This window comes from Oribacterium sp. HCP28S3_H8 (assembly GCF_052064775.1).
Lineage (GTDB): Bacteria > Bacillota > Clostridia > Lachnospirales > Lachnospiraceae > Oribacterium.
This window is the reverse complement of record NZ_JBQHUZ010000006.1, coordinates 76,126-92,694: the sequence shown is the minus strand read 5'-3', so window position 1 is coordinate 92,694 and position 16,569 is coordinate 76,126. Positions and strand designations below refer to the sequence as shown.

Below are 16,569 nucleotides of genomic sequence, written 5' to 3'. Positions count from 1 at the left end.
GCTGCGGAATCGCCCGGTAATGCGGAGGAATCTCCGTGGATAGCTTGAGAACTTAAGCAATAGAGAGTATAATGCAAGAGCCTGTGAGCGTATCGCCCGCAGGCTCGATTTTATTTGTTCCGGCAAGGCATGATGGATATGCGCGGGATGCCGGAGCCTAAACTATCAGTAAAGAAAGGCTATGATTATGGCAGACAAGAAGCTTGTGGAGCAGATCACTCCTATGGAGGAGGATTTTGCCCAGTGGTACACAGACGTAGTCAAAAAGGCAGAGCTCTGTGATTACAGTTCCGTTAAAGGATTTATGGTCATCCGTCCGGCAGGATATGCACTATGGGAGAACTATATGCGGGTTCTCGATGCCGAGTTTAAAAAGACCGGTGTGCAGAATGTTTCCATGCCGATGCTGATCCCGGAGTCGCTTCTGCAGAAGGAGAAGGACCACGTCGAGGGATTTGCGCCGGAGGTTGCATGGGTAACCGAGGGCGGATCCAAGAAACTGGAGGAGAGGATGTGCGTACGTCCAACCTCGGAGACACTGTTCTGCGATTATTTCTCCAAGGTTGTAAAATCCTATCGTGATCTGCCGCAGCTTCTGAATCAGTGGGTTTCGGTTGTCCGCTGGGAAAAAACCACCCGTCCGTTTTTAAGAACCCGTGAGTTCCTCTGGCAGGAGGGTCATACCGTACACGCTACCGCGGAGGAAGCCGAGGAAAGAACCATTCAGATGCTCAACATCTATGCGGATTTCACGGAGAATTATCTTGCAATCCCGGTTGTACGTGGTCAGAAAACCGACAAGGAGAAGTTTGCCGGTGCAGTGGCAACCTATACCATTGAGGCACTGATGCATGATGGACAGGCGCTGCAGTGCGGTACCTCCCATAATTTTGGCGCGGATTTTGCCAAGGCATTTAATGTACAGTTCCTGGATAAGGATCAGAAGCTGAAGCCGGTTTATGAGACCTCCTGGGGTTATACTACGAGAATGATCGGTGCGCTGATCATGGTACATGGGGATGACTCCGGTCTTAAGATTCCGCCACGTATTGCTCCGACACAGATCTGTATTGTGCCGATCCAGCAAAAAAAGGAAGGCGTTCTTGATAAGGCGTATGAGCTGCGTGATGAGCTGATCAAGTCCGGATTCCGTGTAAAGGTAGATGACTCGGACAAGAGCCCGGGATTTAAGTTTGCGGATCAGGAGGTCAGAGGCATCCCACTGAGAATCGAGGTCGGACCTAAGGATATCGAGGCGGGACATGCCGTGCTGGTACGCCGTGATACAAGAGACAAAGTGCAGGTACCGTTTGAGAGTCTGACTGAGGAGACCGGCAAGCTGCTTGAGACCATCCAGCAGGATATGTTTGACCGGGCAAAGCAGTTTCTGGAGGATCATACTTCCGCCGCTCAGGATATGGACGAGCTTGTCAATATCGTAAATACCAAGCGTGGCTTTGTTAAAGCTATGTGGTGCGGCTGCCGTGAATGCGAGGATAAGCTGAAGGAAATGTCCGGCATCACCTCAAGATGCATCCCGTTTAAGCAGGAGCAGATTTCCGACCGCTGTGTTGTCTGCGGCAAGCCAGCCACCAAGATGGTTTACTGGGGCAGAGCATATTAAGACACATTACTAATCTAAGGATTTTGATCCAGTCTGGTTTCTCCGGACTGGATTTTTTGTTATAATCAGAGCATGAAGACGATCAGATTACCAATTGCAGTAAACAAAATTATTTCCCGGCTCGAGCATGCAGGCTTTGAAGCCTATGCGGTGGGCGGCTGTGTCCGGGACAGCCTTCTCAAGCGAAATCCGGATGACTGGGACATCACAACCTCGGCAAAGCCTGCGGAGGTAAAAAAGCTTTTCCGGCGTACGATTGACACCGGGATTGCGCATGGAACGGTAACCGTATTGATGAGCGGAGAGGATACACTTTTAACCGGAGAGCGGGGCTATGAAGTCACGACCTATCGGATTGACGGCGAGTATCTCGACGGCAGACACCCGTCCTCCGTGACGTTTACCCCATCGCTGCATGAAGATCTGGCACGCCGCGACTTTACCATCAATGCCATGGCATACAATGACCGGACGGGCGTGATTGATGATTTCGGAGGCATGGAGGACCTCGAGCAGAAGATCATTCGCGCGGTAGGAGATCCGGAACAGAGATTTACAGAGGATGCACTGCGTATGCTGCGGGCACTCAGGTTTTCCGCGCAGCTCAATTTTACGATTGATCCGGATACTTATCAGGCGATCCGGAAGCTTGCGCCAAATCTCTCGCACGTATCCAAGGAGCGGATCCAAACAGAGCTAACCAAGCTCCTGATGTCAGATCATCCGGATCATATTGCGCTGGTATCCGCAAGTGACCTTGCGCCGTATATTGCAGCGCATTTTGATGAGGCGTTTGATGTGCCGAGCGAGCTTGCTGCTCCCAGCCCGTATATACGGCAGTGGATGCCGGACGGACTGCCCGGGGAGAAGTATCTCAGGTGGGGGACCTTTCTGAGAGGCGTACCGGTGGATGCTGGCAGGATCCTGCGGGAGCTCCGGATGGATAATGACACGATCAAAAAGGCAAAGATCATTGCGGCGCTTTTCCAGGAGGATCTGCCGGAGAACATGTACGAAATCCGGAAAATTCTGTCTGTGATCGGATATGAAGCCTATGGAGCCTTCCTGGATGCGGATGAGTGCCTGTGCCGGGATGTCTTTGGCGAGGAGAGCGCATTCCGTGTAGAGAAAATCCACACTGTACGGAAACATATCCAGGCGATCAGGGAAGCAGGAGACTGCATTTCGTTAAAGGAGCTTGCGGTTAAGGGACAGGATCTGATCGAAGCCGGGATCCCCAAGGGACCGGCGGTTGGGGAGATGCTGCACCGTCTGCTGGAGGATGTGTTGCGGGTGCCGTCTCATAATACCAGAGAGATCCTTATGGCGATTGCCCGGCCGTAACAGAACAGAGATATTATGTATCGGGACAAGGTTGGATAACCAGCTTGCATTCGCCGATTTTATTGTGTATTTTGCCTGTAACAGTGCTTGCAATGGCTATGTAAAATCGGTAAAATTACAGATAGGTGTTTTTGATTTTAACTAAAACATAATAAATGAGGGGAGATATCAGGTATGTATCTGGATGATTACAAACGGTGGCTGGACGCCGATCTTAAAGATGTGGATCTCAAAACCGAGCTGAGAAACATTGAGGGAGATGACGAAGCCATCAAGGACCGCTTTGCGGTGAAGCTTAAGTTTGGTACGGCAGGTCTCCGCGGTACGCTTGGCGCCGGAACCAACCGTATGAATATCTGGGTCGTACGGCAGGCAACGCAGGGCGTGGCAGACTGGGTAAAAACGCAGGGCGGCAGCCAGACGGTTGCGATAAGCTATGACTCCAGACTCAAGGGCTGGAATTTTGCCAGAGATGCTGCGGGTGTCCTTGCAGCCAATGGCATCAAGGTGCGTATTTATGATGAGCTTATGCCGGTGCCGGCACTCAGCTTTGCAACAAGATATTATCACTGCAATGCGGGCATCATGATCACGGCATCACATAATCCGGCAAAATACAACGGTTACAAGGCGTATGGTCCGGATGGCTGTCAGATGACGGATGATGCGGCAGCCGTTGTGTATGACAGCATTCAGAAGACAGACGTCCTGACCGGAGCAAAGTATATGAGCTTTGCCGAGGGCGTGGAAAGGGGGCTGATTAAGTTTGTAGGAGATGACTGCAAGCAGGGACTTTACGAAGCCATTGAGGCTCGTCAGATCCGCCCGGGTGTTGCTGCAAGCTCCGGACTTAAGCTGGTATACTCTCCGCTTAACGGCACGGGACTGGTTCCGGTAACGCATGTGCTGAATGACATTGGCATCACCGATATCACCATTGTACCGGAGCAGGAGTATCCCAACGGATATTTCACAACCTGCCCGTATCCTAATCCGGAGATTTTTGAGGCACTGCAAAAGGGACTGGAGCTTGCCAAAAAGACAGGTGCAGATCTGATGCTGGCAACAGATCCGGATGCCGACCGTGTAGGTATCGCCATGAAGTGCCCGGATGGCAGCTATGAGCTGGTTTCCGGAAACGAGATGGGTGTGCTGCTTCTGGATTATATCTGCGCCGGCAGGATTGCGCAGGGTACCATGCCGGCAAAACCGGTTGCGGTTAAGTCCATTGTTTCGACACCGCTTGCCAACGAGGTAGCGAAGCACTATGGCGTAGAGCTTCGTGAGACACTGACCGGCTTTAAGTGGATCGGAGATCAGATCGCACAGCTGGAGGCTGCCGGGGAAGTAGATCGTTTTATCTTTGGATTTGAGGAGAGCTATGGATACCTTGCTGGCTCCTATGTAAGAGATAAGGATGCGATCATCGGATCCATGCTGATCTGCGAGATGGCTGCATATTATCGCTCGATCGGATCCTCCATCAAGCAGAGACTGGAGGAGATTTATACCCAGTATGGACGGTATCTTAATAAGGTCGACAGCTTTGAGTTTCCGGGACTTTCCGGTATGGATAAGATGGCGGAGATTATGGAGCAGCTGCGTAAGAACCCGCTGACAGAGATTGCCGGTAAAAAGGTAGTGAAGGTTACGGATTATGAGAAGCCTGAGGAAACCGGACTTCCGAGAGCCAATGTACTGATCTATACGCTAGACAGCGGTGAGACCGTAGTAGTTCGTCCATCCGGTACGGAACCAAAGATCAAGGCGTATTATACGACACTTGGCAAGGATCTTGCAGAAGCACAGGCAGAGAAGGATAAGCTTGCGGAGGCACTGAAGCCTGTTTTTGCATAAATATCTGCCTGCGTTTATATTGAGCCGTTTGTAATGATTCAGGAGTCTGGAAGCAGGCTCCTGATTTTTTATAAGATACGCTCAAGACACACATTTCATTAGAGGACGTTTATTAGAGAATGTTTCATTAGAGGAATCAAGCATGCTTACAATACGTGACTATACCGTGCTTCAGTGGCTGATTTTTTTTATGACATATGCGATCGGAGGATGGATTTTTGAATCGACCTATTGTTCCATCAAGAGTCTCCGGCTGATTAACCGCGGCTTCTGCCATGGACCCTGGATCCCGATCTACGGGACAGGCGCGACGCTATTGGTACTGCTGGCGTGGCCGTACCGGGAGCATCAGCTGATCGTTTTTCTGGTAGGGGTGCTGGGAGGCAGTCTGCTTGAGCTTGTTACCGGATATGTCATGTATCATCTGTTTCATCTTAAATGGTGGGATTACAGCAACAATCCATATAACTTCCATGGGTATATCTGTCTTTATGCCTCTATTGGCTGGGGCTTTGCAGCGCTGCTTATTACAAATGTCATACATCCGAGGGTGGCGGCGATCTCTGCGCACTGGACCTATACCGGATTTGTCGTGATCAACACGATGCTATATACACTGTTTATCGAGGATGTGATTTTTTCAATCATCGGAGCTATGGATCTCAGAAACCGGCTGGAGCAGATGGCGGAAAACAGTACAGAAATTGAGAAACTGAGAGGAAGTCTTACAGAGATCCGTCGGAGACTGGAGGAAACGCAGGTGACCGTATCCTTGGGAATGTCGGAGGCAAGAGAAATCGCGGAAACGGAGGGTACACGTGCCGCAGCGCGTGCTGTCGGAGAGGTGCTTAATGCGGAAGCCCGTAAATCACTGGAAAACCAGAGGAGACAGCTGGAAGTAAGACTTCGTCTCCTGTCGGAGGGCGGCAATGAGAAACTTGAGCATGGAACCGGCAGGATGGGCTGGTGGAGTAAGACCATGCTCCGTAATAATCCGACGGCAAGCTCATCCTGGAGGGGTTTCCAGGAGCTGAAGGCAGCCGCACTCAGAAAGAAGGATGCGGTAAAAGAACGTATGGATGGCAAAGGATAAGGATGATCTTCTGATAGACATGTTTCAAATATGAACCATTATACTTTCACTACATAATGAGGATTAAAATTGTATCAAAATTAAACAATTATCCATTGGCCTTGGTTGATTTTTATACCATGCTAATGGATAATTTAGTTACATTAAGTTTTGAGCTTCTGCTTCTTAGGAGGATACTGTGGATATTAAAACGGTTGCCCTGATTTTATTCCTTTTGATGTATGTGGTAATGATCGTCAAATCCGAATGGAAAATTTATGCCATCTGGGGCGTGGCGGCAGCATTTGTGGTTTTAGGCATTCTCCAGAGAAATCCGCTGTATATACTCTCGGTTGTAAACTGGAATGTACTGATGATGATCGGCGGAACCATGCTGGTTGTATGGTTCTTTATAGAATCCAAGATGCCAAATCTGCTCGCGGATATCATACTGGATAAGTGTCCCAATGTCATGTGGGTGATCATCCTGATGTCACTTTTTGCTGGAGCGGTTTCTGCATTTATCGATAATGTCGCAACCGTACTGATGATTGCACCTGTGGCGCTGGCCGTCTGCAAGAAACTTAATATTTCTCCGGTTTCCATGCTGATTTCCATTGCCGTATCCTCCAATCTGCAGGGTGCCGCAACGCTGGTTGGTGATACAACCTCCATTATGCTTGGTGATTATGCGGATATGAATTTCATGGAGTTCTTTGTGCTTCATGGACGTCCAAGTATTTTCTGGCCGGTTGAGCTAGGGGCTCTGATGACGGTGCCGGTGATGATGCTGGAGTTTCATCATCTGAATCAGCCTGTGGAGGCCCGTGAAAAAACAGTTGTCGAAGATATGTTTCCTACCTTTGCATTGTGCGGTATCGTTGTATGTCTGATTATCGCTTCCTTTATCCCAAATACACCAAAGATTACCAACGGACTGATTTGCTGCAGCATTGGTGTCATCTGTATGATTTATGACTACGCAAGACACCATGAGCGGAAAAACATCGTGCATGCACTGGCTTCAGTGGATACCGAGACACTGCTTGTACTGGGTGGTTTGTTTATTGTCATCCGGGGCATTACCGATGTCGGGATCATCGCGGATGCAGCCAATCTGATCATTAAGTTCGGTGGGGACAATTTGTTTGTACTCTATACCATTATTGTCTGGGGTTCGGTTGTGATTTCTGCCTTTGTCGATAACATCCCGTATGTAGCGACCATGCTGCCGATTCTGAGCGGTATTACAGCTACACTGGGGATTGAGCCGTATGTACTGTATTTCGGACTTTTAACCGGTGCAACCCTTGGAGGCAACATTACTCCGATCGGTGCCAGTGCCAATATTACTGCCGTTGGTATGCTCAAGGCAGGAGGACATGATGTCAGCTTCGGCGATTTCATGAAGATCGGTCTGCCGTTTACCCTGGTTGCAGTTATTACCGGTTATCTGTTTACCTGGTTCGTCTGGGCATAAAGACATATCGACATAAAGAATCTTGGGAGGTCACATGAAAAGCAGAGACAGACTTCTGATACTTGCGGATGATTTGACCGGAGCGCTGGACTCCGGAGTACAGCTTGCACGCAAGGGTCAGAATGTTGTGATCCTGACAGACCGGGACGTACCATTTCCGGAGGAGGCTTCCGCCGATGTCATGGTGATTGACACGGAAACGAGACACGTAGATCCCGGGACTGCGGCACAGATTGTGGAGACACTTGTCAGGATAGCAGCACAGCACGGTTATGAACGAATTTACAAAAAAACGGATTCTGGTCTAAGGGGAAATATCGGTGCCGAGCTGGAAGCAGTGCTTAAGGCAAGCGGCAGAGATCATCTTAATTTTATCCCTGCATATCCGGCAACGGATCGTAAGACGATTGACGGTGTGCAGTACGTAAATGGGCAGCCTCTGGCGGAAAGCATATTTGCGCATGACCCGATCAATCCGATCACGGTGAGCCGGGTGGATGAGCTGATTCATCAGCAGAGCCGGGTGCCTGCCGGACCCGCAGAGGCGCAGGGACAGGCAAAAAAAGGCATCGTGGTTTATGATGCGGAAAGCAATGAGGATTTGAAGCGTATCGCCGATGAGCTTGAAAAAGAAGATGATTTTATGCTGACCGGCGGATGCGCCGGATTTCTGGAAGTATTTCCGGTTGCAAAGCAGCAGACTTCGATACCGGAGATCAGGCTTACACAGAATCGGCTTCTGGTACTCTCCGGATCGGTCAATGAAATTACCCGTTCCCAGCTTACATACGCGAGGCAACAGGGCGGACTTTCCGTTCATGTCCCGATGGACCTGATTGTTAAGGGGAAATGGACCCGTAATGAGAAGCAGAGATATTTACATGAGCTTATCCAGAATGCCGGTGACAATCCGCTGATTCTCGTAGATACACTGGGAGAAATCTCCGAGGATCTCACACTGGATCCGGGACAGCTTGCGGAAGTGATCGCAGAAAATATGGGTTGTCTTGCAAATGAGATTGCGGATACATTGCCGTCGTATGTTATGATGATTATAGGTGGCGATACCTTGCAGGGCTTTATCCGGAGCCGGCACATCCAGGAGCTGCATCCAATCGCAGAGATTGATCCGGGGATTGTGGCAGCCTCGTATGAGGAGTCCGGTACGGAGCATTACATTATCACAAAGTCCGGAGCTTTTGGTTCGCCGGATCAATTGATTCGTATCCTTAACTGGATACAAAAGCATCAGAAGTAATGTCCTGGATCGCCGGGATTTTACGATAGAGTTTGAACTGTTCATTCTTTCAATATAAGGAGGAAAAAAGATGTCACTTGAGAAGTATAGTTTAAAGTTACCTAAGGCAGTGTTCAGCGGAACAGACTCCATGGACAACATTCCTGAAATTTTAAAGCAGAATGGTGTAAAGAAAGTTGCAGCATTTACGGATAAAGGTATTCGCACACTCGGTCTTTTTGACCTTGTGGAGGAACAGCTTAAAAAGGCAGAGCTTCCGTATGATATTTATGATGATTTTCCACCAGAGCCTAGCTATCAGGCCGTACAGAAGGTCATCGACCAGTTTAAGGGCAAGGGATATGACTTTATCGTTGCCTGCGGCGGTGGTTCTGTTATGGATACAGCCAAGCTTGCTTCCATCCTTGTGACAGACGAGTATGGCGTAAAGGAGCTTCTGGATGATCCGAAGCGCGCTAAAAAGTGTGTTCCGATCCTTACGATCCCGACAACAGCAGGCACAGGTGCAGAGTGCACACCCAACGCGATTGTCGGCGTACCGGAAAAAGAGGTTAAGATCGGTATCGTAAATGACAACATGATGTCCGACTATGTTATCCTTGATGCAAGACTTATCAAAAACCTGCCGAGAAAGATCGCCGCGTCTACCGGTGTGGATGCAATGTGCCACTGCATCGAATGCTTCACGTCCAACAAGTCAAACCCATTCTCCGATACCTTTGCTCTCCGCGGCTTTGATATCATCATGAACAACATCGAGAAGGCATGTGATGATCCAACGGCACTTACAGAAAAGAACAACATGCAGATCGCTGCATTTTACGGCGGTGTTGCCATCACCGCATCCGGTACAACTGCGGTGCATGCACTGAGCTATCCGTTAGGAGGCAAATATCATGTTGCGCATGGAGTGTCCAATGCGATGCTTCTGATTCCGGTTATGAATATGAATGCCGAGGATCCTGCATTCCGCGCAAAGCTTGCAGCTGCCTGGGATGTCGCTTATCATGGAGAGGAGCGTCTTGCTACTGTAGATGAGAAGGCAAAGGCTCTGATCGACTGGATGGATCGCATTGTAAAGCACCTCGAGATTCCGACAGATCTTAAGGAGTTTGGCGTTAAGCCGGAGGATCTTGATTGGCTTGTAGAAGCAGGACTGCAGCAGCAGAGACTGCTTGTCAATAATATGAAGCAGGTTACTGCGGATGATGCACGTAAGATTTACCAGCAGGTTATGTAATGGAGACGAAGATGAGCATAAAAACGCTGAGCGGATTAACTCCGGATGGACAGATCTACTTTGATGATGAAATGAAGCTTACGGAAGCTATGCTTCCACCGGGACCCTGGCCTACAGCACACGCACCTGCGCTGCTTGAGACCAAAGAGGGAACCATTCTCTGCTGCTGGTTCGCAGGCACCTATGAGGGCGGCGCGGACATTAATGTAGTGGTTTCCAGACTTCCCAAGGGTGCTGACCACTGGGAGGAGCCGGTGAATGTTTCCAACGAGAATGATTTCTCGGATCAGAATCCGTCCCTTTTCCTTGCACCAAATGGTGAAATCTGGTGCATGTATACCTCACAGCTGGGACGTCAGCCGGGTAAGGACAACATGCAGTACACTGCTGTCGTAAAGAAGCAGGTATCTACGGATGACGGACGCACCTGGGGAGCACCGGAGACGGTATTTGACGAGCCGGGAACATTTTCCAGACAGCCGATTCAGATTCTGTCCAACGGCAGGTGGATTTACGGAAACTGGATCTGCACTGACTCCGCAAGCGGACTGTCCGGCGATCCGAGCGCATTTCGCATTTCTGACGATGCCGGTAAGACCTGGAGGAGAGTGGATATGCCAGAGTCTAACGGCAGAGTGCATCCCAATGTTGTTGAGCTGGACGATCAGCCGGGTCATCTGATTGCATTTATGCGTTCCAGAGAGGCAGACTGGATTTACGCAAGTGAGTCCTATGACTTTGGCGATAGCTGGTCTGTGCCAAAGCCAACCGTACTTCCTAACAATAATTCCAGCATCACCGCGATGAAGCTTAAGAGCGGCAGACTCTGCATTATTTACAATCACTCCAGCGCACCGAAATCCTATACCAAAAAGGGTGCATGGCCGGGACTTCGCTGTCCGGTAACCATTGCCCTTTCTGAGGATAATGGTAAAACCTTCCCGCTGATCCGCAATGTCGAGCGTGGCGAGGGCTATGTAGGCGAGGAAAACCGCGGCAACAATATGCAGTATGAGTATCCGTACATTATGCAGGCTTCTGATGGCATGTTGCATGCTGCCTGGGCTTATAAGACCCGTAAGGGCGTGAAATGGATTACGCTCAGTGAGGAGGATGTCATTGGTAAGGTTAGAGGCGCCAGCACATATAATCCGACGAGCGGAGAGGTTGGGGCACACTGATCCGTGCCATTCCATCAAAATGAAATCTGTGTAATGCACCGATACATAAAAGGTGATACATCAAACGTATAAAAATGCGTTATGGAAAAGCAGTCCATGTGTTGGGCTGCTTTTTTGCTGCACGTATATCGTTTTTCCGGCTGGTGCTTCCGATACCGGTAAAAATCCAGAATTAAAATCCACAATGTAAGTGAGGACCAGAGATGCAGGGAAGAGCTTAAGCTATTGGAAAGAGTCAGGAGATGATGGAATAAAGAAATAGCCTGGAATATGTTCTTTATTGAAACAGAAATGTTTTAGATGTATATATGTTTCAAAATATATCATAGATATGATATGATACCTATAGAATCAGTAGTACGGAAACGGGAGAATTTGAACTTATGAAATACAAAATTCTTGGCGTGGCGCCTTATGAAGCTCTCAACAAGATGATGGAAAATATAGCGGCATCCATAGATGATGTGGAGTATCACGGATTTGTTGGAGATCTGGAGGAGGGTGTACGAATTGTCAAGGAGCACGAGAAGGATGGATTTGATGCCATCATTTCCCGTGGAGGTACAGCACAGATGATTGCCAGAGTGACACAGCTTCCGGTGATCTACATTTCCATGTCGGTCTATGATATCATCCGGGCAATGAAGCTTGCCAACAATTATCAGGAGGCCTATGCCATCGTGGGCTTTGAAAACATCACGGAAACCGCGCATCTGCTCTGCGATCTTATTGAGAACCGGACAGAGATTGTCACGATCCATGATGAGGCGGAAGCCAAAGATGTGCTGGCGGGATTAAAGGCAAGAGGCATTCGCATGGTGATCTGCGATATGGTCACACAACATACGGCAAATTTGCTGGAAATGAACTCGATCCTGATCACCTCGGGGACGGAGAGTATTCTGACGGCATTTCATAATGCCACTGAAATCTGCAGAAGGTTTGTGAGCATACAGGAGGAAAACCGTTTTCTCCGCAGTATCCTTAAGGACAATGGTTCCAGCACCATTGTAATGGAGGAGGATGGAACCATCTATCTGTCGACCTGGGATGAGACAGCGGAAAATGCCGATGTGTTTATTAAAACACTGCGAAAGGAAGTGCAGGTGGTTCTCAGGGAAAACGACAGAAAATTTTTCCGGACCATTGATAAGGTACTGTACTCGGTGAATGCAAGAAAGCTGTTTTATAAGGATAAAAAGTATGTGGTTTTTTACTTTACCGCATCCAAAATCCCTCTTGCGACAGGCAAATACGGTATTCACTTTAACGACAAACAAGAAATAGACGAGGAGTATTACAACAGCTTTTACAGTATTGCAGGTGCGATGGGGCTTCTGAATGAGAAAATAGAAGAGATCTGCAAGTCAAAGTATCCGGTTATGATTTTGTCGGAGGAGGGGACCGGCAAGAAGCTGATCGCCGGACGGATCTATGCCAAGAGCAGCTTAAGTGACCATCCGCTGATTACGATTGATTGCGGAATTATGGATGATCGGGGATGGGAATATCTTTTGAATCATTATAATTCGCCGTTCAATGACAATGATAATACGATTTATTTTGAGAATGCAGACAAGATCCCAAAGGATAAGCATCGGAGGCTGTTGTCGTCGATCCTGGATACCAATCTGCAGCGCCGGAACCGTTTGATTTTTTCTGCCGTGGACAGCAATGATGCAACGGTACGCCAGCAGATTGAGGATTACCGTAAGAAGCTCTACTGCGTCAATATCGGGCTGCCGGCGCTTAGCACCAGGGCGGAGGAAATCCCGCTTCTCGCAAGCTTCTATCTCTCCCGGTTAAATATGGACCTCGGACGGGAGATCATCGGACTGGAGCCGGGTGCGATAGCGCTTTTGGAGCAGTACAGCTGGCCGCAGAATTACCGTCAGTTCCAGCGAATCCTGGTGGAGGCGGCATCGGAAACCACAACCTCCTACATCAGGACCGGCACGATTGCGGAGCTTCTGGAAAAGGAACGAGCAACGACGTCTTATCAGATGCTGATGTCGGAGATGTCTGATAAAACATTTCCACATATGACGCTGGAGCAGATTACAAAGAATATTGTTGAACAGATTCTGAAGGACAATGGAGGAAATCAGAGTAAAACAGCCCGACAGCTTGGGATCAGCCGGACCACTCTGTGGAGATATATTTCTAAAAAAGAAAATGGGTAAAGACATTGATTGTATACATTGAACAAGTGGTGCAAAATAGAACATATTGAAGCTTGTTTTAGAATAATTTTATAAAATGATTATTTATGAAACACAATAAAAACGCAGTCTCGTTGAAGAAGCATGCAAATGCGAATAAGATGAGTACAGTAAACATTTAGGGAATATATGATCCTTCGGAAGAGAAAAGTGGACAGTATTCCTAAATGAGGACGTATTAGGAGGAGATATTATGAGCGTTTCAATGATTACTGCGTTAGTCATCATTATCTTCATGGTCATTTTGATCATGTGGGATAAACTTCCGTTTGGTGCACCACCACTGATTGCCTGTCTTTTGATGGTAATTTTCCAGGTCGTAGATATTAAGACGGCATTTGGAGGATTTGCCAATTCATCCATCATCATGCTTGCTTCCTTCATGGCGATCGTTGCAGGTCTCCAGAAGACGAGCTTCCTTGGCAAGTTTAAGAACACGATTTTTAATCTTGCTACCCGTGGAGGTTTTAAGGCGTATGTGCTGATTATTCTTGCTGTCATGCTTGGAGATTCCATCTTTGGTACCGGATCTACAGCATATTACGTACTGGTGATCGGCCTTTTGTCAACATTGCCGGAGAGCAAGGAATTACCCCCTTCCAGAGTTCTGATGCCTGCCGGATTTGCAGCAAACCATCCGCTGATCCCGATTAATGTTGCACTGCAGTATGGTATTGTTACAGCGGTTCTGCAGGCGTCCGGAGCAATGGCTAATGTTGATCTTGTGAAGTTCTCTATTGTAAACCTTGCGCTTTCCATCGGCTTCCTTGCATGGGCACTGCTTGCATATAAGACACTACCGGATCATCCGATTGCAGCGGCAGAAAAGCAGGAGGAAAAGGGTACAGATGAAGTAAAGCTGACTGCTGGTCAGGAAAAAGCGACCTATGTGCTGTTTGTGATTGCGGTTGTCGGCATGATCCTGCAGAGTAAGATCGGCGATGCCGGATATGCAATTACAGGTCTTGCGGTTGCAGGTCTCTGGATTGCAAAGGTTATGACATGGAACGAGATTCGTGATGCGATCAGCGCTCCGATCATCCTGATGTCTGCAGGTGTTATCGGTATTGCAGATGCCATGGGAAGTACAGGTCTTACCGATCTTGTTGGACAGACCGTTGCCAATATGCTTGGATCTAACGTAAATCCGTTTATCCTGATCTTCGCATTCTGCATCCTTACATCTGTACTTGCAACATTAACCGGTTCCACTATCGGTACTGTATATGTATTTGCACCGCTTGCAATTACAACCTGCATGAAGCTCGGTCTTGATCCGACAGCGGCTGCAGCAGCCATTGTTGTTTCCGGATGGTGCGGACATTTCCTGCCGATTGATGGTATGCCAGCAATGATTATGGGCGCCGGTGATTATAATATTGTCGAGTTCTGGAAATATACGGTACCTCAGTACTTTATCAGACTATTGTTCCTTACGGTTGGAGCAGTGCTGCTCTTCCCGATGAAATAACGTAACGTCATGCTGCGAAGCAGTCAGTGAAAGCAAAGGAGAGGAAAACATGATTATTGACAGTCTTGAACACATTGAAAATTATGCGCCGATCCTTCCAAATCTCAAAGAAGGCCTTGCTGCCATCAAGGCAGCACAGGCTAAGGGAGAGCTTGAGGAAGGTCGATATGACTTTGATGGCGGATTTTTTAAAGTGCAGAAGGGCGTGACAAAACCTTTTACCGAGGGTACCTTTGAAGCGCACAGAAAGTACATTGATGTCCAGATTATCCTGGATGGCTCTGAGGAAATTTCATGGAAGGAGCTTAAGGAGCTTACAGAGGTAATTCCGTATGATGAAGCAAAGGACATGGCGCGTTATACTGGTACTTTTGAGCATCAGATCAAAATTACAAAGGGCATGTTCTGGGCTGCATTTCCAAGCGATGGACATAAGGCCATTTCGCATTCCAAAGAGCAGCAGTCTTTTACAAAAATCATTTTGAAGCTTCCGGTTGAGAAGTAAACAGTATTTTTAAGACACGACATGAAATAATAAAGGAGGATTACGCAATGAAGCAAGTTGACATTAAGGGCATTATCGTACCCATCATTACTCCGATGCATGAGGATGAGTCCATCAACACCGATGTACTTAAGGAGCAGGTTGATCGTATGATTGACGCAGGTATCCATGCGATTTTCTGCTTCGGCACCAATGGTGAGGGTTACATTTTAAATGGCAAGGAAAAGGAACTGGTACTCTCTACTGTAGTTAAGCATGTAAACGGACGTGTACCGGTATATGCAGGCTCCGGATGCATCTCCACAAAGGAAACCATCGAGCAGTCCAAGATGGCTGAGGCCTGCGGCGCAGATGTGCTTTCTATCATTACTCCGTCCTTTGCAGCAGCATCACAGGATGAAATCCAGAGACATTACGAGACTGTTGCAGCAGCAGTTCCGGATATGCCGATCGTACTTTACAACATTCCAGCACGTACAGGCAACAAGATTGAGCCGAAGACGGTTGCCAAGCTTGCACAGGTAGACAATATTGTAGGTGCCAAGGATTCTTCCGGTGATTTCAAAAATATCCTTGGATATATTGATGCAGGTAAGACAAAGACCAATGGTAAATTCTCCGTTCTGTCCGGCAATGATCAGCTGATCATCTGGACTCTTAAGGCAGGTGGTACCGGCGGAATCGCAGGCTGTGCAAATGCTTATCCGCATAACATGGCCATGATTTACAATGAGTTTATGGCAGGCAACTGGGATGAGGCTAAGAAATATCAGGATGCCATTGCTCCGTTCCGTGCCAACTTCGCAGGTTGCAATCCAAACACAGTTGTAAAGACTGCAGTACGTCTGATGGGCTACAATGTAGGTCTCTGCCGTGCACCGTTTAACATGATCCCGGATGCTAAGATCGAAGCGATCAAAAAGAATCTGGAAGAGAACAAAGCCAATGGTATGTGGTAATTGCATCGGGCTTGATTTATCCTAAGCTGATTATCTAAATATCCAAATAAAATGCAGCAGGGCTGTCTGCGTATGCGGGCAGCCCTGCTGCATTTTATGCCAGTTTCGACCAGGATTGCTACTCTGATTTCTTTTTTTGGTGAACACTTTTTGCATTATAGTTTAACCGTTCATATATGAAACAAACCCAGAACTCTTACAGTAATAATGTTTAATAATTGGTCAAATAATGCAGCTGAACACATTGAATACCGGCGTTGTGGTTTGCTATTATAATAACAGATCAGATATTTCTTATTACTGACGCAAAGGATGATAGAGGATTGAGACAGGTCCCGCCTTGTGCCAGGCTTATT

The 16,569-nt window shown here is 48.0% G+C and carries 12 protein-coding genes; all 12 read left to right on the top strand.

The features are described from left to right. The first annotated feature begins 187 nt into the window (after positions 1-187). On the top strand, positions 188-1,624 hold the full coding sequence (gene proS, locus ACTNEN_RS08550; protein ID WP_441205846.1) for a proline--tRNA ligase: 1,437 nt from the start codon (positions 188-190) through the stop codon (positions 1,622-1,624). A gap of 72 nt (positions 1,625-1,696) precedes the next feature. Next, positions 1,697-2,968 (top strand): CCA tRNA nucleotidyltransferase, encoded by a 1,272-nt coding sequence (locus tag ACTNEN_RS08545; protein ID WP_441205845.1) that lies wholly within the window; start codon positions 1,697-1,699, stop codon positions 2,966-2,968. A 174-nt stretch (positions 2,969-3,142) separates the two neighbouring features. Next, complete coding sequence (locus tag ACTNEN_RS08540; protein WP_441205843.1) at positions 3,143-4,825, top strand: phospho-sugar mutase; 1,683 nt, start codon at positions 3,143-3,145, stop codon at positions 4,823-4,825. Positions 4,826-4,967: 142 nt separating this feature from the next. Further along, the gene (locus ACTNEN_RS08535) at positions 4,968-5,918 is read left to right on the top strand and encodes a putative ABC transporter permease (RefSeq protein ID WP_441205841.1); all 951 of its coding nucleotides are present in this window, start codon (positions 4,968-4,970) and stop codon (positions 5,916-5,918) included. A gap of 178 nt (positions 5,919-6,096) precedes the next feature. Further along, positions 6,097-7,377: an SLC13 family permease gene (locus ACTNEN_RS08530; protein ID WP_441205840.1), complete on the top strand. Its 1,281-nt coding sequence runs from the start codon at positions 6,097-6,099 to the stop codon at positions 7,375-7,377. Positions 7,378-7,411: 34 nt separating this feature from the next. Further along, complete coding sequence (locus ACTNEN_RS08525; RefSeq protein WP_441205838.1) at positions 7,412-8,635, top strand: four-carbon acid sugar kinase family protein; 1,224 nt, start codon at positions 7,412-7,414, stop codon at positions 8,633-8,635. 70 nt (positions 8,636-8,705) lie between these two features. Further along, on the top strand, positions 8,706-9,875 hold the full coding sequence (locus ACTNEN_RS08520; RefSeq protein ID WP_441205837.1) for an iron-containing alcohol dehydrogenase: 1,170 nt from the start codon (positions 8,706-8,708) through the stop codon (positions 9,873-9,875). Between the two features lie 11 nt (positions 9,876-9,886). Then, the gene (locus tag ACTNEN_RS08515; RefSeq protein WP_441205835.1) at positions 9,887-11,056 is read left to right on the top strand and encodes a sialidase family protein; all 1,170 of its coding nucleotides are present in this window, start codon (positions 9,887-9,889) and stop codon (positions 11,054-11,056) included. A gap of 383 nt (positions 11,057-11,439) precedes the next feature. Next, entirely contained in the window at positions 11,440-13,239 is a 1,800-nt protein-coding gene (locus ACTNEN_RS08510; RefSeq protein ID WP_441205833.1) for a PrpR N-terminal domain-containing protein, read from the top strand. Positions 13,240-13,471: 232 nt separating this feature from the next. After that, entirely contained in the window at positions 13,472-14,749 is a 1,278-nt protein-coding gene (locus ACTNEN_RS08505) for an SLC13 family permease (protein ID WP_441205831.1), read from the top strand. Positions 14,750-14,798: 49 nt separating this feature from the next. After that, a complete protein-coding gene (locus ACTNEN_RS08500) occupies positions 14,799-15,254 on the top strand; it encodes a YhcH/YjgK/YiaL family protein (protein ID WP_441205829.1) in 456 nt (151 codons plus the stop codon). Positions 15,255-15,301: 47 nt separating this feature from the next. Beyond that, positions 15,302-16,213 carry a dihydrodipicolinate synthase family protein gene (locus ACTNEN_RS08495; RefSeq protein WP_441205827.1) on the top strand — a complete coding sequence of 304 codons (912 nt, stop codon included), beginning with the start codon at positions 15,302-15,304 and terminating at the stop codon, positions 16,211-16,213. The last annotated feature ends 356 nt before the right edge of the window (positions 16,214-16,569 follow it).

Excerpts from the sequence above, each read along its gene's own strand:
- proS (WP_441205846.1), top strand. The coding sequence starts at position 188 with ATGGCAGACAAGAAGCTTGTGGAGCAGATCACTCCTATGGAGGAGGAT.
- ACTNEN_RS08545 (WP_441205845.1), top strand. The coding sequence starts at position 1,697 with ATGAAGACGATCAGATTACCAATTGCAGTAAACAAAATTATTTCCCGG.
- ACTNEN_RS08540 (WP_441205843.1), top strand. The coding sequence starts at position 3,143 with ATGTATCTGGATGATTACAAACGGTGGCTGGACGCCGATCTTAAAGAT.
- ACTNEN_RS08535 (WP_441205841.1), top strand. The coding sequence starts at position 4,968 with ATGCTTACAATACGTGACTATACCGTGCTTCAGTGGCTGATTTTTTTT.
- ACTNEN_RS08525 (WP_441205838.1), top strand. The coding sequence starts at position 7,412 with ATGAAAAGCAGAGACAGACTTCTGATACTTGCGGATGATTTGACCGGA.
- ACTNEN_RS08520 (WP_441205837.1), top strand. The coding sequence starts at position 8,706 with ATGTCACTTGAGAAGTATAGTTTAAAGTTACCTAAGGCAGTGTTCAGC.
- ACTNEN_RS08515 (WP_441205835.1), top strand. The coding sequence starts at position 9,887 with ATGAGCATAAAAACGCTGAGCGGATTAACTCCGGATGGACAGATCTAC.
- ACTNEN_RS08510 (WP_441205833.1), top strand. The coding sequence starts at position 11,440 with ATGAAATACAAAATTCTTGGCGTGGCGCCTTATGAAGCTCTCAACAAG.
- ACTNEN_RS08505 (WP_441205831.1), top strand. The coding sequence starts at position 13,472 with ATGAGCGTTTCAATGATTACTGCGTTAGTCATCATTATCTTCATGGTC.
- ACTNEN_RS08500 (WP_441205829.1), top strand. The coding sequence starts at position 14,799 with ATGATTATTGACAGTCTTGAACACATTGAAAATTATGCGCCGATCCTT.
- ACTNEN_RS08495 (WP_441205827.1), top strand. The coding sequence starts at position 15,302 with ATGAAGCAAGTTGACATTAAGGGCATTATCGTACCCATCATTACTCCG.